The organism is Candidatus Marimicrobium litorale (genome assembly GCF_026262645.1).
GTDB classification, from domain to species: domain Bacteria; phylum Pseudomonadota; class Gammaproteobacteria; order Pseudomonadales; family Halieaceae; genus Marimicrobium; species Marimicrobium litorale.
In genome coordinates this window covers 1311892-1337292 of the sequence record NZ_SHNO01000001.1, presented here as the reverse complement: position 1 = coordinate 1337292, position 25401 = coordinate 1311892, and the positions used below count along the sequence as shown (strand labels likewise).

27 protein-coding genes are annotated in these 25401 nt (G+C 53.6%); 9 read left to right on the top strand and 18 right to left on the bottom strand.

Features of this window, described 5'->3' with window-relative positions:
- Window positions 1-69: 69 nt before the first annotated feature.
- The 3 genes from EYC82_RS06090 to EYC82_RS06080 form a co-directional block, all read right to left on the bottom strand.
- Entirely contained in the window at window positions 70-594 is a 525-nt protein-coding gene (locus EYC82_RS06090) for a DUF4124 domain-containing protein (protein WP_279248656.1), read from the bottom strand.
- Between the two features lie 62 nt (window positions 595-656).
- Window positions 657-1247, bottom strand: a complete 591-nt coding sequence (locus EYC82_RS06085) for a class I SAM-dependent methyltransferase (protein ID WP_279248655.1) — start codon at window positions 1245-1247, stop codon at window positions 657-659.
- Between the two features lie 49 nt (window positions 1248-1296).
- Window positions 1297-1692, bottom strand: a complete 396-nt coding sequence (locus EYC82_RS06080; protein WP_279248654.1) for a bactofilin family protein — start codon at window positions 1690-1692, stop codon at window positions 1297-1299.
- A 382-nt stretch (window positions 1693-2074) separates the two neighbouring features.
- Here EYC82_RS06080 and EYC82_RS06075 point away from each other — a divergent pair, with 382 nt between their 5' ends.
- Together EYC82_RS06075 and EYC82_RS06070 are read left to right on the top strand one after the other, a co-directional pair.
- Window positions 2075-3343, top strand: a complete 1269-nt coding sequence (locus EYC82_RS06075) for a sulfotransferase family protein (protein WP_279248653.1) — start codon at window positions 2075-2077, stop codon at window positions 3341-3343.
- Between the two features lie 16 nt (window positions 3344-3359).
- The gene (locus EYC82_RS06070) at window positions 3360-4622 is read left to right on the top strand and encodes an alkyl sulfatase dimerization domain-containing protein (RefSeq protein WP_279248652.1); all 1263 of its coding nucleotides are present in this window, start codon (window positions 3360-3362) and stop codon (window positions 4620-4622) included.
- Between the two features lie 13 nt (window positions 4623-4635).
- Here EYC82_RS06070 and EYC82_RS06065 read toward each other — a convergent pair whose 3' ends face one another.
- The 3 genes from EYC82_RS06065 to EYC82_RS06055 all read right to left on the bottom strand — a co-directional run bounded on the left by EYC82_RS06065 (window position 4636) and on the right by EYC82_RS06055 (window position 6259).
- Window positions 4636-4914, bottom strand: a complete 279-nt coding sequence (locus tag EYC82_RS06065; RefSeq protein WP_279248651.1) for a Rossmann-fold NAD(P)-binding domain-containing protein — start codon at window positions 4912-4914, stop codon at window positions 4636-4638.
- Complete coding sequence (locus EYC82_RS06060; RefSeq protein ID WP_279248650.1) at window positions 4911-5387, bottom strand: SDR family NAD(P)-dependent oxidoreductase; 477 nt, start codon at window positions 5385-5387, stop codon at window positions 4911-4913. Before EYC82_RS06060 ends, EYC82_RS06065 begins: the two co-directional genes overlap by 4 nt.
- 80 nt (window positions 5388-5467) lie before the next feature.
- Window positions 5468-6259 (bottom strand): class II aldolase/adducin family protein, encoded by a 792-nt coding sequence (locus tag EYC82_RS06055; RefSeq protein ID WP_279248649.1) that lies wholly within the window; start codon window positions 6257-6259, stop codon window positions 5468-5470.
- A 292-nt stretch (window positions 6260-6551) separates the two neighbouring features.
- Between EYC82_RS06055 and EYC82_RS06050 the strand changes: the two genes are divergently transcribed.
- The gene (locus EYC82_RS06050; protein ID WP_279248648.1) at window positions 6552-8078 is read left to right on the top strand and encodes an alanine/glycine:cation symporter family protein; all 1527 of its coding nucleotides are present in this window, start codon (window positions 6552-6554) and stop codon (window positions 8076-8078) included.
- Window positions 8079-8103: 25 nt separating this feature from the next.
- On the opposite strand, the gene tauD is transcribed toward EYC82_RS06050, so the two are convergent.
- The 5 genes from tauD to EYC82_RS06025 form a co-directional block, all read right to left on the bottom strand.
- Complete coding sequence (gene tauD / locus EYC82_RS06045; protein WP_279248647.1) at window positions 8104-8928, bottom strand: taurine dioxygenase; 825 nt, start codon at window positions 8926-8928, stop codon at window positions 8104-8106.
- Between the two features lie 106 nt (window positions 8929-9034).
- The gene (locus EYC82_RS06040) at window positions 9035-9301 is read right to left on the bottom strand and encodes a hypothetical protein (protein WP_279248646.1); all 267 of its coding nucleotides are present in this window, start codon (window positions 9299-9301) and stop codon (window positions 9035-9037) included.
- A 59-nt stretch (window positions 9302-9360) separates the two neighbouring features.
- Complete coding sequence (gene fghA, locus EYC82_RS06035; protein WP_279248645.1) at window positions 9361-10194, bottom strand: S-formylglutathione hydrolase; 834 nt, start codon at window positions 10192-10194, stop codon at window positions 9361-9363.
- A gap of 14 nt (window positions 10195-10208) precedes the next feature.
- Complete coding sequence (locus EYC82_RS06030; protein WP_279248644.1) at window positions 10209-11315, bottom strand: S-(hydroxymethyl)glutathione dehydrogenase/class III alcohol dehydrogenase; 1107 nt, start codon at window positions 11313-11315, stop codon at window positions 10209-10211.
- A 61-nt stretch (window positions 11316-11376) separates the two neighbouring features.
- The gene (locus EYC82_RS06025) at window positions 11377-12282 is read right to left on the bottom strand and encodes a LysR family transcriptional regulator (RefSeq protein WP_279248643.1); all 906 of its coding nucleotides are present in this window, start codon (window positions 12280-12282) and stop codon (window positions 11377-11379) included.
- A 108-nt stretch (window positions 12283-12390) separates the two neighbouring features.
- On the opposite strand from EYC82_RS06025, the gene EYC82_RS06020 reads away from it, so the two are divergent.
- Complete coding sequence (locus tag EYC82_RS06020) at window positions 12391-13164, top strand: ferredoxin--NADP reductase (RefSeq protein WP_279248642.1); 774 nt, start codon at window positions 12391-12393, stop codon at window positions 13162-13164.
- A gap of 84 nt (window positions 13165-13248) precedes the next feature.
- Window positions 13249-13773, top strand: a complete 525-nt coding sequence (locus EYC82_RS06015; protein ID WP_279248641.1) for a DUF4136 domain-containing protein — start codon at window positions 13249-13251, stop codon at window positions 13771-13773.
- 30 nt (window positions 13774-13803) lie between these two features.
- Here the strand turns inward: EYC82_RS06015 and EYC82_RS06010 are convergent, their stop codons facing one another.
- The 4 genes from EYC82_RS06010 to EYC82_RS05995 all read right to left on the bottom strand — a co-directional run bounded on the left by EYC82_RS06010 (window position 13804) and on the right by EYC82_RS05995 (window position 18638).
- Window positions 13804-15606: a long-chain-acyl-CoA synthetase gene (locus EYC82_RS06010; protein WP_279248640.1), complete on the bottom strand. Its 1803-nt coding sequence runs from the start codon at window positions 15604-15606 to the stop codon at window positions 13804-13806.
- A gap of 164 nt (window positions 15607-15770) precedes the next feature.
- Window positions 15771-16532 carry an endonuclease/exonuclease/phosphatase family protein gene (locus tag EYC82_RS06005; protein WP_279248639.1) on the bottom strand — a complete coding sequence of 254 codons (762 nt, stop codon included), beginning with the start codon at window positions 16530-16532 and terminating at the stop codon, window positions 15771-15773.
- Between the two features lie 34 nt (window positions 16533-16566).
- Entirely contained in the window at window positions 16567-17154 is a 588-nt protein-coding gene (locus EYC82_RS06000; RefSeq protein ID WP_279248638.1) for a CDP-alcohol phosphatidyltransferase family protein, read from the bottom strand.
- The gene (locus EYC82_RS05995) at window positions 17130-18638 is read right to left on the bottom strand and encodes a PQQ-dependent sugar dehydrogenase (RefSeq protein WP_279248637.1); all 1509 of its coding nucleotides are present in this window, start codon (window positions 18636-18638) and stop codon (window positions 17130-17132) included. The genes EYC82_RS06000 and EYC82_RS05995 overlap by 25 nt, the downstream gene beginning before the upstream one ends.
- Window positions 18639-18969: 331 nt before the next feature.
- Between EYC82_RS05995 and EYC82_RS05990 the strand changes: the two genes are divergently transcribed.
- The 4 genes from EYC82_RS05990 to EYC82_RS05975 all read left to right on the top strand — a co-directional run bounded on the left by EYC82_RS05990 (window position 18970) and on the right by EYC82_RS05975 (window position 22440).
- Entirely contained in the window at window positions 18970-19581 is a 612-nt protein-coding gene (locus EYC82_RS05990) for a DUF3391 domain-containing protein (protein WP_279248636.1), read from the top strand.
- Between the two features lie 181 nt (window positions 19582-19762).
- Window positions 19763-20785, top strand: a complete 1023-nt coding sequence (locus EYC82_RS05985; RefSeq protein ID WP_279248635.1) for a glyceraldehyde 3-phosphate dehydrogenase NAD-binding domain-containing protein — start codon at window positions 19763-19765, stop codon at window positions 20783-20785.
- Window positions 20782-21783, top strand: coding sequence for a type I glyceraldehyde-3-phosphate dehydrogenase (gap, locus tag EYC82_RS05980; protein WP_279248634.1), 1002 nt, complete (start codon window positions 20782-20784; stop codon window positions 21781-21783). Before EYC82_RS05985 ends, gap begins: the two co-directional genes overlap by 4 nt.
- Before the next feature lie 81 nt (window positions 21784-21864).
- Window positions 21865-22440: a lipid-binding SYLF domain-containing protein gene (locus EYC82_RS05975; RefSeq protein ID WP_279248633.1), complete on the top strand. Its 576-nt coding sequence runs from the start codon at window positions 21865-21867 to the stop codon at window positions 22438-22440.
- Window positions 22441-22462: 22 nt separating this feature from the next.
- Here EYC82_RS05975 and EYC82_RS05970 read toward each other — a convergent pair whose 3' ends face one another.
- The 3 genes from EYC82_RS05970 to EYC82_RS05960 are packed head-to-tail and all read right to left on the bottom strand — an operon-like array spanning window position 22463 to window position 25373.
- On the bottom strand, window positions 22463-23164 hold the full coding sequence (locus tag EYC82_RS05970) for a LutC/YkgG family protein (RefSeq protein WP_279248632.1): 702 nt from the start codon (window positions 23162-23164) through the stop codon (window positions 22463-22465).
- Window positions 23154-24578 (bottom strand): lactate utilization protein B, encoded by a 1425-nt coding sequence (locus EYC82_RS05965; RefSeq protein ID WP_279248631.1) that lies wholly within the window; start codon window positions 24576-24578, stop codon window positions 23154-23156. The genes EYC82_RS05970 and EYC82_RS05965 overlap by 11 nt, the downstream gene beginning before the upstream one ends.
- A gap of 3 nt (window positions 24579-24581) precedes the next feature.
- On the bottom strand, window positions 24582-25373 hold the full coding sequence (locus EYC82_RS05960) for a (Fe-S)-binding protein (protein WP_279248630.1): 792 nt from the start codon (window positions 25371-25373) through the stop codon (window positions 24582-24584).
- Window positions 25374-25401 lie beyond the last annotated feature (28 nt).

The following is a 25401-nucleotide window of genomic DNA, read 5'->3' as shown; positions in this document are numbered from 1 at the left end:
CTGGCTGGACACACATTGTACGGCAGCATGCTTGTGCGCGCTTGAATGTTTGCAGTATCTCAATGAGCGCTATTGTCGGTTTGCTCCCCGTGTCCGGGGGGTAAATAAGGGGCGTATATGGGGCGCGGGGAACTGCTCGATCGGGTTCGTGAGATTGGGCGGCCGCAGCGGCGGTCGCGCGATAGGGTGTCTCGGCCAAGCAGGGCGCTTCAAGGGATAGCGGTAGTAACTACCCGCTGCACTGTATTCGGAAGTGATAGTGTCATAGTACGCCGGGTAGACCGGGTTGTTCTTTTGGCGCGCGGTATCCGACTGCAATTGTCGTATCTCAGCGCGGTGCTTTTCCCGTTCGCGACGATCAGCAGCCATTCTGTCGGTAGTTTGACGCATTTCCTCCAGCAACTCGGTTGAATCGGACGAGGCGGTTTCGTGAATTGTAATTTCAAAAGTCTCGACCGCTGGTGAATCGTCTGGGAGTGTATCGGAGAACGAGACCACGCCGTTTTCATCCATCGATTTATAGACGGTCGTCGCTAACCCCGCAGGGCAGTGAAGAAAAAAAGCCAACAAAAACAGGCGTAACAAATGAGGCATAATCGTAATTATAGGACAGACTGACGCAGCGATGGGGGATACGCCATCGGTCTCTTCGAGGACTACCGCTTCACTCTTAGCAAAAGCTCGAGTCGGCTGTCTGGCAGTAACACGCTGCGATCCAGAGTGAAGCAATACAACATATCCTGCAGTTTTCGTTGACTATGCGGTGCATAGCATTCGGGTTCGTGGCTTCGAATACGGCAGCTGAGAGTGTCTGGCTGCAGTACACCGTAAAATTGCCCCTCCGGGCGGATACGGGTGTTATGCATGGAGAACATATGGGCCAGCGTGCTCGGCTTCAGGTGCTCTCGCAGGGTAGCCATCAGGGCGAGGATGGCGTCGCGTTCAAGATAATTGAAAATATCCCAGAACAGGCAAAGGTCAAACTTTGTGTCAGGTTGGATATCGAGAAGTGTGTCGACCTGTTCTTGCAGCCGAGGACTGTCCTCTGTCTCTGTTAAAGGCAGGTCATCGAACAAATCAACAAAATGTAATTTGCAACGGTAGTCGCAGAAAAAATCAACGGTATCAGGCAGTGCCGGGCCGATGTGCAGCACGGTGAGTGGCTCATCCTCCTTGATGCTCGCAAACAATAGCGGTAGCAGCTTGGATGTTTGCACAGCGTTATTTTGCAAGGGAATGGTCTGCATGGCGATAACTCACTCCCCGTTGCAAGAGAGTGATCCGAAAAAAGTAAGTCTAGACGGTTTTCAGATCCAGTCCGGAGGCTTTGAGTGGTGTGTTTCCGTCGTTGGCGGGTGGCTGCGGTGCCCTCGACTGACTGGCACCTGCAGGGTCCATATCGATACTGCCCTTGAAGATAGCGCCATCTTCCAGCGTTACCCTGGGGGCTACGATGTTGCCGCGAACATTACCCGACTTGGAGATGATGACTTTTTCATTGGCGGTGATGTCTCCGGCGACTTCACCGTCGACTCTCGCTACTCTCGCCTGAATATCTGCCTCCACCCTGCCGGCATCGCCAATAGTGACCTCGTTGTTGTCAAGATTGACTGAACCCTCGACGCGGCCTTGAATCAACAGATCCTCTTCGCCACTTACTTCGCCTTTTATCGTGATACTCGGTCCAATCATTGCGGCACTCCTCGCAGTTAAAGGGGTAGCTGAAACAGGCGTTTTTTCTGGAGTAGCCTGCACGCTGGGCGGCGCTTCAGCCGACGTATTCTTGGATTTACCAAACATTGGGTTCGCCACCGTTCCGAAATGTGGACAAATCATGCTAACAGCCTGCCCACTGATTCTCCAGTGGCCGCTGCGGTAAATTGAATTCTGATAGTGAAGTTGCCGCGGACAGCGATGTTCGGGCTGATATCGCCAAAGGCGGCCGGCTTGGTGCCGTGAGCGCCTCAATCGCACGCGCGTTACCGCGCTATTGTCTGTCAGGCGCGGGCTTGCCATGGCCATCAAATTACTCTACGCTATTTAATACGACTGTATTAAATGGATGTAATTTGCCTTGCCCGATGAAATCCGCATCCCGGATCTGGCCAACCCGTCACTGACCGACGACCAGCTGGCCGCCCGGGCCTATGCCGAGACACTCGATATTGGTTTGAACAGTGACAGCATATTGGCAGAGGCCTCAGAGAGAACAGGCCTGAGCGATTTTGGCCCCGAGGATTTTCGTTTTCGACTCGACCTGCTCTGCGACGAGTGGCGCAATGATCTGGCACTGCTCAAGTTGGGCCATTTGTCACTGCGAAACAAGTTGCTGCAACATGCGTCAAGCCGTTTGCTCATAACGGATGTCCTGCGTCGTCACCCTGAAATTCACGAGGTGGAGATCAACGAGCCCATTATCGTCGCCGGCCTGCCTCGGTCGGGTACCACCCATTTGGTTAATCTGATGGCAGCTGATTCACGTCTGCGCGCACTGCCTTTGTGGGAGTCCTATGAACCGGTCCCCCTGGTGGGGGAGCCCGCCCGGATTAACGGCGTCGACCCGCGCTTCCAGCGCTGCAATGATACTTGGCAGATGATGAAAACCATGTCGCCTTTGCTGGCGGCCATGCATCCCATGAACCCGGAGCATATACACGAAGAGTTGGAACTTATGGGACCGGATTTCGCGTCCTATAATTATGAATGGCTCAGCGTTTCGCCGCACTGGCGCGATCACTATTACGCTACGGACCAGACTCCGCATTATGAGTATATGAAGACAGTATTGAAAATACTGACCTGGCAGGACGGCGACACAAGCGGCACCGCCACCCGTTGGTTATTGAAATGTCCCCAACATCTCGAACAGCTGCCTGTTTTGAGTAGCGTTTTTCCCGACGCGACGGTGGCTATTACACACCGCGATCCGGTGTCGGTTATACAGTCTGCCGTCACGATGTTGGCATACGGCCAGCGCATGAGTCGCGATCCAGTGGACACCTTCGGGTTAATTCAGTATTGGTCAGATCGAGTGCTGCGCTTGCTGCAGGCTTGCGTGCGGGATCGTGATGTATTGCCGGCTGAGCGAAGTTTCGACGTGCTGTTCCACGAGTTTATGGCCGACGATATCAGCATAGTTGAGAAAATTTATGCTCGGTCGGGTCTCTCACTGGGTGAGAGTACCAGACGTGAGCTTACAGCGTACATGGATGCGCATCCCAGGGGTAAGGATGGCCGCGTGGTCTACGACCTGCGTGGTGATTTTGGCGTTGACCCGGCTGAGCTGCGGGAGCGCTTTTCGTTTTATTTCCAACGTTTTCCTGTTCGAGTGGAAGTCGACTAGGTCGCCGGAGAAGCTGATGAGAGACCCGATATACAAATCTCGACCCGTAGAGCCGAATCCAGCGCGTTTTGACGGTGCGCGGCGTATAAATGATTTCATCCTACAGTGTGAGGCCTTTTCGAATACGTATCTGCTGGAGACCCGTGAGGGCAATATCCAGATAAATGCGGGTATGGGCATAGAGGCGCCTGTTATAAAGCAGAATTTTGATAGCCATTCGCATGCACCTCTGCGCTACTTACTACTTACTCAGGGGCACGTTGATCATCTGGGTGGAGTCGCGTTTTTCCGTGAGCACAATCCGGGCCTGTTAGTCATTGCTGGAGCCGGTAACGAGGAGCACCAGTCCTACGATGGACGCCTCGCGGATTTTCGTGCGAGGCGCTCTGCTTTCGCCTTTACGGAGAAGTTTTCCAATGCGTTCGACCACTACGCGCAGCATGGCCAGACTCAGTTTCCAAAGCAGGACAGGCCGACGCCGGATGTTCTGGTCGAACGAAAACACTCCTTTAGTCTCGGCGAGCTGGAACTCGAAATTATTGCCGTGCCAGGCGCGGAAACCAACGATTCCGTCATCGTCTGGCTGCCTCAGCACAAAATATGCTTCACAGGGAATTTGTTTGGATGTTCCTTTGGGCATTTCCCGAATCTGGTGACGATACGGGGTGACAGATACCGCGATGCGCTGTCAGTTGCCGCAGCGGTCGACGTTGTGCAGGCGCTGGGTGCAGAGACTTTATTATATGGACATCACGGCCCCGTCACGGGCAGCGATCTTATCGCTACAGAGCTCGAGGTGCTGCGCAACGCAATTCTTTACGTGCACGACAAGACGGTTGAAGGCATGAATGCAGGAGCGCAGTTGTCGGAGCTTATGTCGCAGATACAGTTACCGCCAGAGCTCGAGGTGGGAGAAGGTTATGGCAAGGTATCGTGGGGGGTGAGGGCGATTTGGGAGAATTACGCTGGTTGGTTCAAACATGAGTCATCGACAGAACTATATTCCCAGCCGCAGCGGAGTATACATCCCGATCTGGTGGAGCTGGCGGGCGGTACGCAAGCGCTTGTTGAGCGTGCCAGAGAGAAACTGGCAGATCGCCAGTATGTAGAAGCGCTGCACCTGCTGGACGTGCTGTCGCCTGCGCAGAGGCGAGAGTCCGATGCGGTGGAGGTTGCTTCGACAGCGCATCAATTGCTGCTGCAAGCCAGCGATAATTTTTGGTTGTCTTCCTGGTTGCGGAATCAGGTGCGGCTTTTATCGGAAATCGAGACGACATAGGCCCGGTGGTAAATTAAGAGGGCGTTACGGCGGGGAGGTAGTCCCGGGTAAGCTCCGTTGAAATTCTCCACAGTTCGGCTGCCATCGCATCATCCGTCATATAGGGCGTGCCCTCTGCGACAGCGCAGTCGGCAAAGTAGAAGCCGCGGACATCAACCAGATCGGGATTGGTGGCCACGTAGCAACTGGTCGCAGACCCTTCCTCCACAGTTTTAAAAAATATCCAGCCAAAGTACTTCGCACCCCACTGCTGCCATGCGGGGAGGCTCTTGCCCAGATTTGTGCGTATCACACCCGGAAGTACGCTGTTGGCGGTTGCGTTGGTGTCAGAGATTTGCGCGGCCAGCTCCCGCGCGCAGAGGGCGTTAGCCAGTTTGGAGACGCCGCAGGCATTCCAGGGGTCGTAGAAGCGGCTGCCATCCAGATTGTCGAACTCGATACCTTTGTCTGCCCCTCTACGCCTGCACAGGCCTTTTCAGCCTTGGCTTGGGTGCGAGCAATGCCAATCACGTGAGCACCTCGTAAGGCGAGAACACGCATGGTTTCGTATCCGAGGCCTGAATTACAACCTGTAATCGCGATATTCATCCCGCTCAAATCAAGACCCTCGGTCACCTCCTCGGCGGTAGAGCTGCTGCCAAAGGGACTCATCGGCGGCTGTCGCGTGATGATTTGCGCAAGGATTGGGGAGGGCAGGGCTGAGAGAATACCCAGTGTGGCTGCATGTTGCAGAAAGTGGCGGCGGCTAGAGGTTGTTCTCGGCACTCTGCAGAGTCCTTGAGTTGGAGGTTTGGTCCTGCCTACTGCTGACGACTGCCTTTGGATTCGGCAGCAAACAGTGCAAGTCAGTCGAGTAGGTCAGGTTGCTCGTCGATAATGACGTCGAAAAGAGGCTGGAAACTGAACCAGCCGGCCTCCGGGCTACCCACGGTTTCGCGCGTGACCAGCGCGATATCACGGTTGATTAATGTTGGCTTCCCTGCCGCCTCGGCCATGAGTTGTGCCTGACAACTGCGCTCCATGGTGATATACCACCAGGCGGCAGCATCTATGGTTTCACCGACTGTCAGCAAGCCGTGATTGCGCAGGATCGCAGCTTTGTGGTCGCCCAGGGCCTCAGCGATACGATCGCCTTCCGAGAGCGTCAGGACCACTCCGGTAAAATCATCAAACAACACGTGATCTTCAAAGAAAGCGCAGCTGTCCTGGGTGATCGGGTCCAGCAGTTTACCCAGCGCCGAGAAGGCTTTGCCAAATAATGAATGGGAGTGTGCTGCTGCCGTGATGCTCGGGTTCGACATATGAATTCTGGAGTGAATGGTAAATGCTGCTCCGTTGAGCAGACCATTGCCTTCGACAACGTCGCCTTTGTGGTTCACGAGCATTAGCTCTGATACTTTTACCTGTTTAAAAGAGCGCCCCATGGGATTCACCCAGAAATGGTCTGCCAACTCTGGATCACGCACGGTGACATGTCCCGCTACGCCCTCGTCGAAGCCGAACTTGCCAAACAAGCGCAGGGTGGCGGCGAGTTTGGTCTTGCGCTCCTGACGTATTTCCTCCGGCGACTGCACGATGGCTTCAAGATTTGCGCCGTCACCCTTGTTCATAATTACACTGCTGGCCTGATCCGCCATGAAATTTCCTCGATAAGGCTGTCGATGTTCTACCAACAGTTTACACTTTCCGGGACCCCCTTTGTCCAGTTGTTCAGGTATTACAAGTGCGACAGAAGTTCGACTTAAGCCTTACGACTCAGACAATAAATTACTTGTGCTGCTATCGCCCGATCTTGCGTCGGCCGCAAATGAGACGCTCTGTATATGCATTGCCGCGGAGGAGATGCGACTCGTGGTGGCGGTGCAGGACTAGCTCCTTTAACGTGGCTGTGCGAACATGGTGAAAAATGCGCTGGTTTCCGGAGTTTTAATGAAGGCTGAGTGGCGGATACTGCCGTGGCTTGTTGCCACATGTCTGTTTTTGCCCGGTCGCGCTGCGGCCGAGAGTATTGACCAACGGGTAGAGGCGGCTATAAGGCCGATCGCGAACACGCTGGCGGAACTGGTATTTTACAAGATCGATCTTTTTGGCCAGCCCTTTCCCTTAATCGTTCTGTGGCTGGCAGTTGCCGCTCTGTTTTTTACCTTTTATCTGGGATTCGTGAATATTCGCGGATTTGTTTTCGCCTTGCGCCATGTCAGAGGGCAATACAACAACCCGGCCGCCAAAGGAGAAATCTCCCACTTTCAGGCTGTGGCCACAGCGGTTTCCGGTACCGTAGGCATCGGCAATATCGGAGGTGTGGCGGTTGCTATCGTAATCGGTGGACCGGGTGCCGCCTTCTGGCTGTTCATTGCCGGTTTTCTATCAATGTCTACGAAACTGGTCGAGTGCACACTGGGGGTGAAGTACCGAAGGCATAACTCCGACGGATCGGTGTCTGGCGGCCCGATGTACTACCTCGAGCATTATCTGTCGGTCCGGGGGATGCCCCGCCTTGGCAAATGTTTGGGTGGTTTTTACGCGCTGTCATTGGTGATCGGCTGCCTCGGCATCGGCAACATGTTCCAGTCCAATCAGGCTTATGTGCAGTTCGTGACGATTTCGGGCGGGGAGGCCAGTTTTTTTGCGGACAAGGGCTGGTTATTCGGCGTGGTGTTAGCCTCGGTTGTTGCACTGGTGATTATTGGAGGCATACGCTCCATCGCCAGGGTTGCGTCACATATTGTGCCTTTCATGGGGGTGCTCTACGTACTGTGCGCACTGGTTATCATCGGCATGAGTGCGGAGCATATACCGGCCTCTATTGTGCTGATAGTGGGTGATGCATTCAGTGTGCAAAGTGCTACCGGTGGTATGGTCGGCGCCATTATTGTTGGATTTCAGCGGGCGTTGTTTTCCAATGAAGCGGGTATTGGTTCTGCGTCCATCGCGCACTCGGCTGTGAAAACGGATGAGCCGGCGTCGGAAGGCCTGGTGTCCCTGCTGGAACCTTTTATCGACACGGTGGTGATCTGTACGCTGACATCGCTGGTTATAGTAACAACGGTATATCCAAATGGGTTGCTGGACAGTGGTGCTGAAGGCATCGCCCTAACGTCCGCGGCGTTTCAGCACCATGTCAGTTGGTCGCCTTACCCATTGGCGATCGCCGCGCTGCTGTTTGCTTTCTCAACCAGCATCGCCTGGTCTTACTACGGCCTCAAAGGGTGGACTTACCTGTTCGGTGAGGCCGCGCTAACGCAATTAATTTTCAAAACTGTCTTCTGTGCATTCATAGCGCTTGGTTGCATGATTCAACTGAGCGCTGTACTCGATTTTTCCGATGCTATGGTATTTCTGATTGCTATCCCCAACATACTTGGGTTGTACTTGTTTGCCCCCGAGGTCAAACGTGAGGTCAACTCATATCTTCGCCGACTAAAAGCGGGTGAGGTGAAAAAATCGCCTGTCTGATCTCAGCGGTAGCAGGTGAGGCAGCCTAGAAAGGCTTATCCCCATCGACCGTAATACGCAGTAATTTTCGATGCGCCGGAAAGTAGTCATTTACCGGCTTGTGCTGTGTACTGCGATTGTCCCAGATTACAACGGAGTGAGGTTCCCAGCGGAAACGACACGAGTACTCGGGTGTGGTGACGTGTTGAAACAGGAAATTTAACACGGTGTCGCTTTCCTCTTTGTTCAGATCCTCGATATGAGTAGTGAAAAGCCGGTTCACGAATATCACTTTTTTACCTGATTCCGGGTGGGTACGTATGACCGGGTGCCGAACAGGCGGATATTGGGTTAGGGTATCCTTCAATCGCTCACGCCCCGCCGGTTCCGCCAGACTTTCACGAAAACCATGGCTAAAATCGTGCACCGCATTAAGTGACTGCAGAAATCTCTGCATTGATTCGGACAGTCCATCGTATGCCGCGCTCATGCTGGACCACAGCGTATCCCCGCCCCGTGGAGGAACCGTTATTGAACGTAATACGGTTGCCATCGGAGGGTGTTGCCGAAATGTCATATCGGAGTGCCAGACCTCAATTTTTGTCGGCTTTTCCGCTGTGCTCTCAAGAATAGTAATTTCCGGGAAGCCCTCAACCGTGTCATAGGCTGGGTGTGTTTGCAGGGGCCCGAGACTCAGTGCGAGCTCTCTCTGCTGCTGCGGACTGATGTCCTGGTCTCGAAAAAAAATCACCTCGTAAGTATTTAGAAGCTTACGAACAGTTCGTACTTCGCTGTCATTCAGTGTTCGACGCAGGTCGATGCCTCCGACTTCTGCGCCCAGAGCTCCGGTCAGAGGTTTGATATCCAGCATGATACTGTCCTGACCTCCCGTAATCTGCGCTCTGCTATGCCGTGGGGTAAGCGGATGGACCCTCGCAATGTATAACGACGGGTCCTTTTTCGCTTTATTGTTTCTGTTAGTCCTGGTCGGATAATCTGTCTTTGATCCGGTTGTAGGCTGAAGACAACTCATCCATGACCACCTTTGTCGCCTGTCCGATATCGTCAGTTGCTTCCTTGGCTTCTGTCTCAAGTTTGTTCAGACTTTTCTCAGCGGATTGCCACTTCGCTTCCAGCCTGTCCCACTCGTCTTTGAACTCTGATTTCGCCAGATGTGATTGAACCACTAGTTCATCTCGCTGAGTCTTAATCTTCTTCCACAGTGCTTGCAGATCATCATGCATCGTCTTTCTCCTCGGGTTTTTTCAGTAATAGTACCCGGCCGGGATTATTCTGGCTGGCGCTACACGTAACGTGAATGAAACTTTATATGGTCCGCGATAAAGGTCGCAATAAAGAAGTAGCTATGATTATAGCCGGGCTGCCGGCGAATGCTCATGGGGTAGCCTGCTTCGGCGCTGGCCTGCTCGAGCCGCTCAGTTTTTAATTGCTCTGCGAGGAAGTCGTCCGCTTCGCCCTGATCCACCAGAACGGGGAGATGCCGTTCTGCGATGCGGACAAGTTCCGCGCTGTCATGGGCTTTCCAGGCGCTCTTGTCGCCTCCAATGTAGTTGCTCAGTGCTTTGATGCCCCAGGGACAATTCGAAGGCGAGCAAATGGGAGAGAATGCGGATACCGAACGGTAGCGGTGGGGGTTTTTCAGGGCGATGGTCAGCGCGCCGTGGCCGCCCATGGAATGGCCAAAAATCCCTGCTCTTTCGCCGTCAATCGGGCATGCAGAAGAGACAACCTGCGGCAACTCTTCCACCACGTAATCGTACATTTGATAGTGTTTTGACCAGGGCGCCTGTGTCGCGTTCACGTAAAATCCAGCGCCCAGGCCGAAGTCATAGGCTGCGTCCGGATCATCGGGTATTGTTTCTCCGCGCGGACTGGTATCCGGGGCGACAATTGCCAGACCGTGCTCGGCGGCGTATTGCTGGGCGCCCGCTTTATGCACAAAATTTTCGTCAGTGCAGGTCAGCCCGGAGAGCCAATACAAGACGGGCACTCGTTCGTGTTCCGCTGCAGGAGGCAGGTAGACAGAGAAGTTCATCTCGCATCCCAAGGTGTCAGCCGCGTGGGTAAAGCGCAGTTGTCGACCGCCAAAAGATTTATTTTCTCCAACTATATTCATAACTACCGCCGGCGCTAATAGAGCACTACGGAGCGAATACTTTCGCCGCTGTGCATCAGGTCAAAGGCTTTGTTGATGTCATTTAACGGCATGGTATGAGTAATCAAGTCGTCAATATTGATCCTTCCTTCCATGTACCAGTCGACGATCTTGGGAACATCGGTGCGCCCGCGGGCGCCGCCGAAAGCGGTGCCGCGCCATGATCGGCCGGTGACCAGTTGGAAAGGCCGTGTTGAAATTTCCTTACCAGCGCCGGCGACGCCGATAATACAGCTTTGTCCCCATCCTTTATGGCAGCATTCGAGTGCCTGACGCATGACGTCCACATTGCCGATGCATTCAAAACTGTAGTCTACGCCACCACCTGTCATATCGATCAGGTGATCCACGACGTTGTCTACTTCCCGGGGATTAACGAAATCGGTCATGCCAAAGCTGCGGCCAAGTGCGTCCTTCGCCGGGTTGGTATCGATGCCAATGATGCGTGTCGCACCCACCATGCGCGCGCCCTGAATGACATTTAGCCCGATACCACCAAGGCCGAAAACTGCCACTGTAGCCCCGGGCTCTACGTTCATGGTGAAGGCCACCGCGCCTATCCCGGTGGTTACACCGCAGCCGATGTAGCATATCTTGTCGAAGGGTGCATCTTCACGCACCTTGGCCACGGCTATTTCTGGCAAGACCGTATAATTGGAGAAAGTGGAGCAGCCCATGTAGTGCAGTATAGGAGTGCCATCAAGAGAAAAACGACTGCTTCCGTCCGGCATAACACCCTGACCCTGTGTAGTACGAATGGCTTGGCACAGGTTGGTTTTGGGATGAAGGCAGAAATTACACTCGCGGCATTCAGGGGTGTAGAGAGGGATCACGTGGTCACCTGGTTTGACAGATGTGACGCCAGCACCGATGTCGACCACGATTCCTGCGCCCTCATGTCCGAGAATAGCAGGGAAAGCGCCTTCAGGATCGTCGCCGGACAGTGTAAAAGCGTCAGTGTGACAGATGCCGGTGGCCTTAATCTCAACCATAACCTCGCCGGGCTTCGGTCCTTCAAGGTCAACGTCTACAATTTCAAGTGGCTTCCCCGCCCCAAATGCGACAGCTGCGCGTGTTTTCATTTTGATAACCCTGTCTACACGAAAATAATTGTCACATAGTCTAACGGTAAGCTTGGAGGAGTTAAACCGGTCGCGGGCTTCCGCCGGACCAGCGCCCTTGGCACAGGTCCAGCCACTCCTTGAGCGCGGCGCTTTGAAACTTGTGTCGGTGCGTAATGAGATACCACTCCCGCTGAAAATCGCGGTCGGGGACAGACAGCGGAACGAGTGAGCCGCGCCGGAATGCGTCAGACAGACAGATTTTTGACAGACAGCCAACGCCCAGGCCCGCTTCTACGGCGCGTTTAATCGCTTCTGTGTGTTGTAACTCCATTGCAATATAAAGATCCGGCAGAATGCCCTGCATGGCCCGATCAAAGGCCTGACGAGTGCCCGAACCCTGTTCCCTAACGATCCAGCGCTGTTTGAGGAGATCTTTGTTAGTGATCTGTTCGGACGTTGCGAGGTAGTGGTCGGGGGCCGCAAACACAACCAGTTCATCCTGACGCCAGTGAGCAATATTCAGGTCGGCGTGTGCGAGTTCGCCCTCTATCAAGCCCATGTCGAGCTCGAAGCTTGCTACCTGTTCGGCAATACTTTGGGTATTGGCTACCTGCAGTGCGATATCTGCCATGGGATGCAGGCGTTTGTAATCAGCGATCATATTGACCGCTACGTAATTGCCAATAGTCAGGGTGGCACCGATGCGCAGGCCGCCGATAACGTTATCGCCAGACAGGTTTTGTTCGAAGCTCGTTGCCTGCTCCAGCAAGCGCTCTGCCTCAGGTCGCAGTTGCTTGCCCAGTTCACTGAGCTGCAGGCGTTTACCGAGGCGGTCAAATAGCTTGATGTCGAACTGGTTTTCCAGCTCAGAAAGGGCCCCGCTGGCTGCAGACTGGGACATAGCCAGTGCCTGCGCGGCGCGTGTTACGTTCTCATGCCGGGCCGTGGCGAGGAAAACTTGCAGCTGTCTCAGTGTGTAACGCATCTCTTATATCTATTAATCCGATATACAATATCTAATATATCTGTTTTACCTATATATTGCCAGACCCTAATCTACCGATAACGCAATGTGTGAAGGAGGTAGTCCCTAATGGCTCAGTTACTCACCGAACAGGTAACGGCGGTTCATCACTGGACAGATCGGCTGTTCAGTTTCAAAACCACGCGCAGTTCAGGGTTCCGATTCAGGAATGGGCATTTCACTATGATCGGTTTGCCTCACGCAGGTCGACCGCTGATGCGGGCCTACAGCATGGCGAGCGCAAACTATGAGGACGAGTTGGAATTTTTTAGCATCAAGGTGCCTGACGGTCCGCTCACATCCAGGTTGCAACACATCGATGTGGGTGACGAGTTGCTGGTTAACAGCAAGGCCACGGGTACGTTGGTGCAGGATAACTTGTTGCCGGGCAGACACCTGTATCTGATCGCCACTGGCACGGGGTTGGCCCCTTTCCTTAGCATTATTCGGGATCCCGAAATTTACGACGGCTTCGATAGGGTAATACTCACTCATGGTTGTCGCTATACAGAAGAACTGGCTTACCGGGAATTGATTACGGAACACTTGCCGCGGCACGAGTACCTTGGGGAGGCGATCAGTGAGAAGCTGATCTATTACCCCACTGTGACCCGGGAACAGTTTGCAAATAATGGTCGTCTGACCGATTTGTTGCGCAGCGGGAGGCTGGCAGCGGATGTGGAGCTGCCGCCGGTAAACACTGAGGATGATCGATTCATGATTTGTGGCAGCCCCGCTATGTTAAAAGAAACAGGCGCATTGCTTGATGCTCAGGGGTTTATCGAGGCGCGTCATGGCGATGCGGGGCACTACGTGGTGGAGCGAGCGTTTGTAGAATCGTAATCAGGCCTGCGGGGTGCAGTTTAGCTTTCATCGTGATTAACTGTGCATCGGCATAACCGTTGAAGTTAACAGGGAGAGCGTAGCATGCAGGTGATCAAGTACTCACGATGGCTTACGCTTGGCGCAGCCCTGCTGTTACAGGCTTGCGCCAACGTCAACACCGCGATAACGCCGACAATCGAGTATGACCGGAATTACGATTTCAGTAACGTGAAGAAAATTGCGATTCAGCCAATCGCCCGAGATACGATTGCAACCATGCTGATAACCGACCGCCAGATCAGCCGCATCGATACAGCGCTCACTGAGGCGTTATTGCTACGAGGCTTCGAAGTCGTTTCAGACAATGCCGAGGCGGACATGTTTTTGTCCTGGAGGTATATTACTAGTGAAAGCAGTAGGCTCAGCCCGTTCGACCCTGCGGCTCCGGAGTACATAATCGGCACACTGTACGTGAATATGATAGATCCGATTGTTTTGCAGCCCAAGTGGCGCGCAATCTTCAAGGCGCATATGCATATTCAACCGGAGTCTGCCGAGGGGGTTGTATTTCGTGAGAAAGCCGCTCGAGCAATACTTGCTGATTTTCCTCCCGACGTGGCTCCCTGAAATAGCGCAAGCGCGGTCACACAGTCAGTTCTAGAAACCCGCTTCTCCTGCTCGAATAATAGCGGCATAGTCAGCATCCAGGGTTTCATAGCCGTCGCCGCGCGGCTTTAATACAAAGATGGGGTCAGATACCTTGCTAAAGTCGTAGCCCTCTTTGCGCAACTCACCCTTCACCATTTTGAATGTTCCTGTGGTGTCTAGCTCCCGCTGAATACGCAAAAACACTGGGCGGGCATAGGCGGGCAGATGCTCCTTAACGTGGGCAGAGAAGGCATCGATGTCCAGTGAGCTCTCTCCCTCTGCTAGCACCAGGGCAGCCATGCCGGCTTTGCCATCAGCTTTAGGTATTTCGACGCCGTAGACGTTGCAGAAGTCAATTTGTGCGTGAGCGTTGATTATCTCGCCGACTTCGTTGGTAGAAACATTCTCTGACTTCCAGCGAAATGTGTCACCAACACGGTCTACAAACTGATAGTGTTTCAATCCGAACGCAAAGCCCACATCCACTGTTCGCATCAGGTCGCCGGTATTGAACCAGGTATCTCCTTTTTCGAAGACATCGCGCAAGATTTTTTTCTCGGTGGCATCCTTGCTGGTGTATCCCTCGAAGACAGTTGAAGGAGTAATTTTCCCCAGTAACAGTCCTGGATCACCGTCTTTTACTCTAATCAAATTTCCCGCGTCGTTGCGCTGCAGCTCATCTTCTTCGACGTCGTAGCCCACAAGCGCGAGAGGAATAGTTGTAGTGCCGACCGTGCAGTCCTTGTTAAGCATATTTACAAAAGCCACGTTGCCTTCGCTAGAGCCGTAAAATTCTGCCACACGCTTGATGCCAAAGCGGCTCTTGAACTGGTGCCAGACATCCGGTCGGAGACCATTCCCCATCATCTTGGAAACCGCGCATGTATGGTCGTCTACTCGGGACTCTATATTCATCAGGTATCTGCATAGTTCACCAATGTAAACAAAACAGGTGGTGTTGTGTGTCCGTGTTTCCTCTATGAATCGGCTGGCGGAAAATTTGCGACGTATGAACATGCTGGCACCAGTAGCAAAAGCTGCGCCGACCCCGAGGAATAACCCGGTACCGTGGTAAAGGGGCAGGCAGAGATAGATGCAGTCTTCCTCTGTGCACTGGATGCCACCCAGATATGAAAGGGCAGACGCCGTTAAAAAACGACGGTTGGAGATAATTGATGCTTTAGGCAAACCCGTTGTGCCGGAGGTAAAAATATACAGAGCGGTATCGTTGATAGTATTGCGACTGGTTTGTGCGGGATTACTGTCGGAGCCGCTGGTATCATCGAGACGCTCTGACCACGCCGGTGGTTGCATTTCACCCCTGTCGCTGACAAACAACCAGCACTCTATTTCGGCAAGTTCCGGTAAATCATGTACGCCTTCGATCGGTTGTAGACGCTCCTCTCCAAAAATACACATACGTGAATCGGTAATGGTGATGCAGTGCGCGAGCCCCTGACCAGAGAGATTGGTGTTGATTAGTGCCGCTATGGCTCCGAGCTTGTTGAGTGCGATTAAAACAGTTAGGAATTCAATCCTGTTTTCCATAACGAGGCTTACGGTGTCGCCATGCTTAATACCTCGGTCTACCAGTGAGGACGCGATACGATTGGACGATGCGTTTAGCTCTCGCCATGTAAGTTTGCGACCCTCGAATATCACCGCGGTATTGTCAGGTAAGCGAGAGACTGTTGATTCTAGTCTCGCTGCAAAACAGTCCCGTGAGTCCGGGGATCTTGGCTTAATTTCCTTTGAGATGCGGAGGAGGGTGGGTGCTTCCGTCAGCGTGGCTACAACGTCCCGTATACTCATTTTTATATCTCCGTGCTTTGTCCGCGCGATTAAAGTTGTATGGGGTTCTTCGTTTTGAAATCTGTAGATGTCAGGAGAAGAATGAATGTAGCCGAAAGATACTGATTGTGTGTTGTCTCGGCAACCCTTTACGCTAACAAGAATGGCGCCCCTTTCGATAGGTATCAAACACGGAATATTCCGAACAGCGCGGCATGATCAGACAGTTCGCGCCAGGGGCCCGTGTTGAGGCGCTGGCATGCGGCGGGTTCAAGGCCGCGATAGTAGATTCGATCCACCGGCAGCAAAGGGCGCCAGACGGGGTAGGAGAGGGCATGTCTGCCGCGCAGCTGCACGAATAGTTCACGCAGGCCGAGGTCTGCATGCAAGTGCTGTTCCGCCCGACGCCGCCAGTCATTAAAATCGCCGGCTATTATCATCGGCTCATCTTTGGGGACATGGTTGTTGATTCGGTCGGTCAGCACCTGGAGTTGCTCTTTCCTTTCTTGTTCAAGCAAACCAAGATGAACGCACAACGTGTGTAGTCGTGTGCTCTTGTGCGGAAGCTCAATCACACCGTGCAGAATGCTGCGACTTGACCGCGGAAAAATTGAAATATCTATATTTTCCCAGCTGGCAAAAGGGTACATGCTGAGAATGGCATTACCATGGTCACCCTTTCGATAGATGGCGTTTCGACCGTAAGCGAAGTGCGGCCAGGCTTCATTGGCCAGATACTCAAAATGTGGCTGGTCCGGATACGAGAACCGCCGGCGTTTTGCCTGACTCTTAATTGCTATCCCATGAATTTCTTGCAGGAATACAATATCCGCGCCAGTTTCTGCAATACGCTCGCGCATCGAATCGAGCATAAACCTGCGATTGCCGCTGCAATAACCCTTGTGGATATTGTACGTCAATACATGAATTTTCTGCTCTGAATTCACGATGCTGTGACCCGTAAGATGAGAGAATTCATAGTCATGGTTTGCGGACCTTACGAACTTGCAGGGCCTTGATGGTCCAGGACAGCGCATAATCCAGACCACTGGCGACGGCAAAGAAGAGTACGGCCACCATACAGCTGAACAAAATTATTGGCGGCACCCCTTCGATAACTTGCGCCAGTAATACAAGAACGCAGAAACTGATTTGTACAAACATATTTCCTTTGCTTAGCCGGGTGGCACTGAACTCGAACGGACCGATCATTTTGTGATAAGAGATAGCGCCAATAACGATAATTATGTCTCTGCAAAAGACGACAATCGCCAGGTACCAAGGGGCGAGCCCTATCTGTGCGAAGCACACGAAAGTCACTGTGATAAGTATTTTGTCGGCGACAGGGTCCAGTGCTGCCCCTAATCTCGATTGGGCATTCAGTCTCCTGGCGAGAAAGCCATCGAGGGCATCGGTCATGCCAGCGAGACAGCCAATGGTCAGTGCCGAAGCATAATCACCGCGTAATATCATTAGCCCGAGGGGAGCGGCCAACAGGAGTCGCAGAGCAGTAAGACTGTTGGGTAGATGACGCAGCATTTGCTTTAATCTGCGCTCTCTGGATTCCATAGCAGGTACACCGCTAGTTCGCGCCGTTCATTATTGCTGAGCGGAAACGCCGGCATGGGTGCTTGTGGGTAGGCAAGGGCATCGATCGTTGCGCTGTAGCCCAGTCGGGTAGACAGTGCGTCGAGCCGGCTGGGGTTTTGCCCTTCTTCATGACAGCCACGACAGCCTAATCTCCGGTACAGCATTTTGCCACTGCTTGCCATCGCGGGCAGGTCTGCATTTGCCAGCCACTGGGGCGGCTTCTCGTCCAGCCGACTGGTTGTTTGTAGCACGGGAACTGCAGAGCTTTCACCGTCTGGCTGATGGGTGACACGATAAATCGCCCCGGCGTAGTCGTCCGATATGTAAATAGAGCCATCCTGCGCTTGCGCCACGTCAACCGGGCGCCCGCTGACCCCTTCTTCTTGCAGGAATCCCGTGAGAAAGTCCCGTTCTTCTATGCCTGTCGGTGTCCAGTGCAGAGAGACTACTTTGTAACCGTCCAGTGAGCTTCGGTTCCAGGAACCGTGCAGCGCTACGAGGGCACTCCGGTTATAGTCCTCGGGTAGTTCGGAGCCATCGAGGAACGTGATACCCAGCGGGGCGTTATGAGCGCGAAAGGGATGCACTGGTTGTGTCGGCGAACGTTCAGCCGCCTGCGGATCTGCTGCCATGTCAGGGTCTGCAATGTTGTCACCGTAAAAATAGGGCCAGCCATAGAATTTGCCTGGCTGTATGAGGTTTAGCTCGCAGGGCGGCGTATCGTCCCCCAGTAAATCCCGGCCATTGTCGGTGGCATACAAAGCTTGATCCCAATGTGCCCAGTCGAAACCAACGCTGTTGCGCAGACCCGTGGCAATGATCTCACCCTTGCTGCCGTCCAGTTCAAAACGCATCATGGTGGCGCGTCGAGCGTCCTCCTCTTCGCATATATTGCAGGTCGAACCCTGGCTCAGATAAATCTTTTCATCGGGGCCGATACGCAGTGTCTTGGACCAGTGATTGCCGTCATCAGTCAGGTTAGGCACAACAGTGAGCAGTTCACCACTGGTTTGGCCTCGTTCACTATCGAAGCGGATTTTACTGATGCGATCGGACTCTGCGATGTAAAGCCAGTTATCGTGAATATCAATACCCAGAGGGCGCTGCAAGTCCGTAAGCAATACTCTTGTGCCGTCGGGGCGACCATCTCCGTTGATGTCTTTTTCCAGCAGCACAATGTCGCCCTCGTGGGGGCGGCTGACCAGAAGATCCCCGCCGGGTGTAAAACGCAGGAAGCGAGCGCGCGGCAAATCTGACGTGTAAAGTGAAATCTGAAAGCCATCGGGTACCTGATAGCGTTTCGCCAGCGTGGACTCGTCCGCAGTGGGGCCATCGGCGCCCGTCATGAGGTTAAGCATCATGCCCAGGCTTTTGTCATCTACTGTTCCGGTAGCGATCAGAGCGGCAACCACGCAGACGGGCGCGAGAGCGAGCACGCCCAGGACGATGTAGAGGCTACGCATAGTAAATAATTCTCTGTTGTTCAACGTTACGCAGCGGATGGTGACCGCCAGCGTAAGAATATATCACAGAGGCGGTCGGTTTCTCCCTATCAGCGGGCCCTTTTGCAGCTGCTACAGGCCCGTTCGGTTGCACGTCATGGCCGCGCAAGGGGCCAGAAGTTGGCCCTGGTCGCATTTCCGGTAATTATCTGAAGGAAACGCCACTTATCGGTGGACAGTTGCCGGGCAAACGCATAAATTCGGGCTAGAGAGAGTAAACAAAGTCCATATTTATCAGTTATTTACGTCAGATATCGACTGCTCTGGTAGTAAAAGGAAAGGGCATTTAAAAATGCTGGAGACCCAAAAAGTGGCAACCAGTGAGTTCAGCGTTGGCATGTTTTTCAGCGGTTTGGATCGCCCTTGGTTGGAAACACCGTTCATCACTCAAGGTTTTGTGATTGAAAGCGCGGACGATATCTCGCGTCTGCAAACGGACTGTGAGTACGTGCAGGTCGATTTTCGGCGCAGTCAAAAGGTAGGACTCCAGAATCGTCGTGTGTTGCGGAAGCAAACTGGTAAACAGGGCTCCAAAAAGCTGAATCCCGATCGGCCGCGTGTGCCGCTTGATGAGATTAAATTTTTTTACCACTCTCGCGATCAGGACTTTCAGGCGGAACTGGTTGAGACCTTTATTCAGGCGGTAGGTATTTATCCCGCTGGGACGCTGGTAGAGCTGTCTTCGGGTGAAGCAGGTGTTGTCGTCGCAGAATATCGCACACGGCGGCTACGCCCCAAAGTCCTGCTCCTTCTGGACAACAAGAAAAACCGCATTCCTCAGCCTCATGTGATTGATTTGCATGATGACGGCACGGGCGATAGCAACAACGCGCTCCATATCACGCAAAGTCTGGAGCCGCCGGCCTACGGCATCGATCTGACGCAGGTTGCCGAGGTCGCTTAGGGTGCTTTTTAAGTACGCCTGGTTTCTTTCTGGTGCCGGCCTCCATCCATTCGACGATGCTCCGAACATTACACTGCTTCTGGCGATGTAGTCGATCCGACGTTGGTCTGGAAGATTTCGTCCGGGCAAGAGAGAATGAGGCTTCGCCGGGCACGGCATCCGCAACGGGAGGTATTGCAGTATGGCTGACAAGCGGCCCTTCAGGGTTGGCATCATGGGCTTTGGCCAGATGGGCCGTCAAATCTATGATTTGGCCTCCGCGGCCGACGATGTAGAAGTGGTCGCGATTGCGGATATTGGGGAGCGGGAAATCCTGCATTATCTGCTTTGCTCCGAGGTAGCAGATCCGACGCGGTATAAGCTGGAGGGAAATTTTTTGGTCAATCCGCGTTTTCGTGCCCGATTGATGCAGATTGACCGGCCCGCTGAAATGCCTTGGGATATTTTTTCGGTCGATGCGGTAATTGATGCGACTGGCCGGTTTCGTGACCAGCGCAGTATGGAAGAGCATCTATCCAACGGTGCCGGGCGCGTGTTGCTGCGCACATTGCCTCTGGACGTTATAGACAGAATAGTGGTCCCGACGATAAATGGGGCGGCGGCCCAAGCGAGCGATAGAATGATATCTGCAGGCTCACCGACGACGACGGCGTTGTGTCTCTTACTGCACGGTCTTTCTCAACAGGTTGCAATACAATGCGCAAGCATGACGACAATCCATGCGTTTACCTCTGATCAGGCTTTGCAGGATTATGCCGGTAGCGACTTTCGGCGCAGTCGGTCGGCGGCTAAAAATATTATTCCCAATACACATGAGGCCTCACTCTGGATAGGTAGTGTATTGCCTGCGTTTGAAGACAAGATTATGACGTGGGCGCTGAATGTGCCCGTGCAGGAAGGGTGTCTACTGGATGTGAATCTTGTGCTGGAAGATGGCACGGTGGGCGTCGAGGAAATAAATAGCGCAATGTGTGCAGCCGCGTCGCAGAGCCCTGGAGTCTTGGATACCGTGGAAGACCCCATTGTTTCGTCGGATGTGATTGGCAATCCGGCCTCCGTCGTGTTCGATCTCAGAGGTACTATCAAGGCGGGTGGTCATACGATTAAAACGCTGAGTTGGTACGAAACGTTGGGGCATGCAGCTCGATTGCTGGATCTGGTGCGTCTCTACGGGCAGTTGGATCAGCAGGAGGCCAAGGCATGAGAATTGCTATCAACGGCTTTGGGCGGATCGGGCGGTCCGTATTCCGCATTATCGAAGACAGAGACGACATGGAGGTCGTGGCAATTAACGATCTTTTCGATAACGACGCGCTGCGTTATCTGCTGGCGTACGATACGGTCATGGGACCATTCGGGAAACGGCTTGTGCTGGAAGAAGATCATTTTGTTACCGACAAGGGCCGCGTAAAACTGCTTAACGAGCCCAGTCCAGCAGACTTGCCATGGTCCGAGCTTGGAATTGACGCGGTCGTGGAGGCTACTGGTGTATTCCGTAAGCGCAAACAGCTCGAGGGACATTTGAACGCAGGAGCGCAGCGCGTAGTTCTCACGGTTCCCGCCAAGGATCCTGTCGACTATACGGTAGTGCTGGGAGTAAATGAGGAAGGGCTGAACGCTACTCATCAATTGGTATCCAATGCGAGTTGTACCACCAATTGCCTGGCTCCGATGGCGCGGGTACTCGATGATGCCTTTGGTATTGAAGAGGGCGTAATTAACACTGTGCACGCTTACACGAACGATCAGCGTCTGGCGGATGTACCGCATTCAGATTGGCGCCGCAGCCGTGCAGCGGCGGAAAATATTATTCCCACGTCTACCGGAGCCGCCAAAGCGGTGGGTGAGGTATTGCCCGGCCTAGCGGGCAAGCTGCATGGCATTGCTGCACGAGTGCCGGTGCCAGACGGCTCTGTTGTTGATCTATTCGTGAGACTTTCTCGTCGCGTAAGCGTTTCTGATGTTAACGAGGTCGTTTTACAGGCCTCTGAGTCAAGCCGCCTGCAGGGTATTTTGCAGTATAGCGACGTGCCGATCGTCTCTACAGACATCATTGGTAATGCTCATTCCTCAATTTATGACTCTGGATTCACGGGTATTACTGGCGGGCGTTATTTGAGAGTATTGAACTGGTACGACAACGAATGGGGTTACTCCTGCCGAGTGTGTGATCTGCTTGCTCATATGTCACACTTGACCTAATCTGCTGTCCTGCACAAAATGGGTAATAAGGCCTGCCGCATAGCGCGGTTGATTCCGCCACCCGATGAGAGGTGTGAACCAATGTATACGCAAGTAAAAGTTCTGTTCGCCAGCTTTGTGCTATTCGTCTTTACGTCTGCTGCCTGGGGCAACAGCTATGCTGATGCTATCAATGTGTTCAAGAACGCAGGGCAGAGTGGAGAGTATTTTAAGACCGCATATGGCTTTGCGATATATCCCACAGTGGGTAAGGCCGGTTTTGTTGTAGGGGGTGCCTACGGCGAGGGTAAGGTGTTTGTCGCGGACAAACATGTTGGAAACTCCACGGTGACGCAGCTCACGTTGGGCGCGCAGCTGGGAGGCCAGGCATACAGCCAGATTATTTTTTTCAAGAATGAAGATGCGTTCAAGTCGTTCACTTCCGGGAATTTTGAATTCAGCGCCCAGGCGACAGCCGTCGCAATCACTGCTGGAGTTTCCGCCGAGGCAAATACCGGCGGTGGCGCTACGGCAGGTATCAGCGGTGGTCGCAATGATGCGGCCACAACGTCAGCAGGGTATCGCAAAGGCATGGCAATCTTCACTGTTGCAACAGGGGGGTTGATGTTCGAGGCTGCTCTGGGCGGACAAAAATTCAGCTATACATCGCTGCCGTAGGAGCAGCCCGACGCGTTTATTCTCAGTCCGTCGGGACGTTGCTTTCGGCTAACTCTCTGGTTTCTTCGGGCACCTCGCCCAAAAGGATTACGTGCCACCGACGCGGGCCGTGGGCGCCATATACCAGTTGGCCTTCAATATCTGCCGTGCTGGATGGGCCTGCGATCATGTTGATTCCCCGTGGGCGCCCATCCTTTGCAAGGTCGCCGTTAATCATTTCCCAGGCTTGTTCGAGGTTAAGGACGAGATCATTGACGTCCACCAAAACGAGGTGGTGCTCTGGCAACAAGTGATTTGCGCAGGGATTACCTTTGCCCGTGTAAGTGACAACTGCGCCCGTTTCAACAATGCCCAGCTTGGCGTAGCTCAGTGCTGCCGGCTCACCTCCCTCGAGGCTGCCGAAGCGGGGTAATACTCCGGCATCGCGCCATGGCATGGCCGCAAGCCGCGGATCGTTTCCCGCCACCAGTCGATGGCTGCGGAAGTGTCCGTACAGGTAGTTTCCAACGGCCTGAACGGCTTCATTACGGTTCGCAACACAAGTGATGCTGCCCCGGTTGGCAAGAACATTTTGCAGATAGGTCAGGCTGGGTTTCTCAGCTGAAACAAAGGGTGCGTTGCCGCTGCCCATAGCATTGCGTTCTAACTCGATTCTTCCTGCGCTCTGCCCCGATGCCGTTTCGCGCAATTTATCAAACAGTTCTGCTCGAGAACTATTGCTCATGATTTTTTCTCAGTCTCGCTTTGTACTGCTGCATGAATGTCCGTGATTCGGGTGCTGGAAAGTCTCGCTGGCTGGTCCAGCCTGACGCCATAGGTAGTCGCGATAAACGGCCGCGAGAGCCACCGATAATATGCATTGCGGGTATTACTATTCCGGTAATCCATTGGTAGAGTCTTGGATGACGTGCAATCCAACTGTGCAGCTTTAACCCAGAGCGCCAGCGGCTTGATGTTAATTTTTTATCGTTTTCTTCCTGTCGCAGATCCCGCAACAGGTCGGGGAGGGGTATGTCTGCGGGGCAGACCTCGGCGCACCGACCGCAGGTGGTACAGGCATTGGGCAAGGCGCTGCTCTCCTCCAGCGAGGTTAAAAGAGGCGTGAGCACTGAGCCCATGGGGCCCTGGTAGACGGATCCATAGGCGTGACCCCCAACACTGGCGTAAATTGGACAATGATTGAGACAGGCGCCGCAGCGGATACATTCGAGCATCTCACGGTAGTCGCTGGCAAGAATGTCGCTGCGCCGATTGTCCAGCAGGACGAAATGCGTTTCGACAGGTCCATCAATATCGGTGTCTCGTCGTGGGCCAGAGTAGAAGCTGGTATAACAGGTTTGTGGTTGTCCTGTTGCGGAGCGAACCAGCAGGCGCAGCATAGCGGTAGCATCTTCAGCAAGTGGCAGCACTCGGTCGATAGACGTACAGATAACCAGTACGCCGGGCAGGTTGGCGCAAAGATCACCATTGCCCTCGTTGGTGACCAGCATGGAATAGCCGTTCTCGGCTATCAGCGCATTTGAGCCGATGATTCCGACATCGGCCTTCAGAAAATGCTCTCTTAAAACGCTCCTGGCTTCATCGACCAGATTCTCGGTTTCTTCGAATTCCCTGTCTCCGAGGTTGTGATTCGCCAGAAACAGTTCGCCAATTTCAGCCGCAGATTTGTGCAGTGCGGGTCCGACGATGTGGCTTGGAGCTTCTCCGGCCAGTTGAATAATGTATTCGCCCAAGTCCGTTTCTACGACGTCGAGATTACCCCGTTCAAGAAAGCCATTTAGTCCTGTTTCCTCGGTAATCATGGATTTCCCCTTGATTACCTTTTTTGCCCCGTGCCGCTGGCAAATATCGAGCACAATGTCGTTGAGTTGCGCGCCATCGCTGGCAAAATGCACATGATTACCATTTTGAACCGCTTCCTGTTCAAACTTTTCAAGGTAGTGCGCGAGGTTGTTTAGTGAATGTTGCCGTATGCGCTTGATATGCTTGCGCAGTGCATCAAATCCTTCGAACTCATCGATGGCCGCCTGGCGTATTTGAGTCGTGGCGATCGCGATAAGATCTCTGCGCTTCGCCTTGTCGGTGTCCCTGAGCGCAGCAGAGGCATTATCGAGAAACGTATCGCTGCTAATCTCCATTGCTTACTGACCCTCGCCAATGGCCGGAGTGTCTCGCTGATCGGCCAGCAGCTCTGCGATATGCCTGACTTCCAATTCTTTGCCTTGTCGGCGTGCTCTTCCAGCAATATTCATCAGGCAGCCAAGGTCACCGCCAGTCAGTACAGTGGCGCCTGTGGCCAAGGCGTTTTCAAGCTTGTCATCCACCATTCTGGCGGAGATCTCCGGCATTTTCGCGCAGAACGTGCCACCGAAGCCGCAACAGACTTCACTTTGTTGCAGCTCATCGACGTCCACTCCGCACAAATTTTTCAACAGCTGACGCGGTTGATTCTGTATCCCAAGCTCTCGCAGACCGGCACAACCATCATGGTAGGTAACAGACGCTTGCGCTGTCGTGGTATGGCTCCGGGGGGGTATCCCGGCAATATCCTGCAGGAAAACGGTTAGCTCGTAGGTTTTGGCGCTCACTTCGAGCGCGCGTTCGCGCCATTTGCCAGTTAGCAGGCTGGGGTAGTGGTGGGTGATCATGCCGGCACAGGAGCCGGAGGGGATAACAACATAGTCGGCTGGCTCCAGCAGTGACACTACCTGCTGTGCCAGCGGGATTGCTGCCCCACGGTCGCCGCTGTTATATGCGGGTTGTCCGCAGCAGGTCTGATCGGCCGGGACAACGACCTCGCAGCCCGCCTCCTCAAGCAGATTGAGACAGGCAAAGGCGACGGATGGCCGAAAGAGGTCGGCGAGACACGTAACGAACAGGGTCACGCGCCTGTTTGGGGTTGGCGGAACCTGTTTTTGTTGCTGCTTACTCATACAGACCGCAATCCCTGCTGTATTTCGC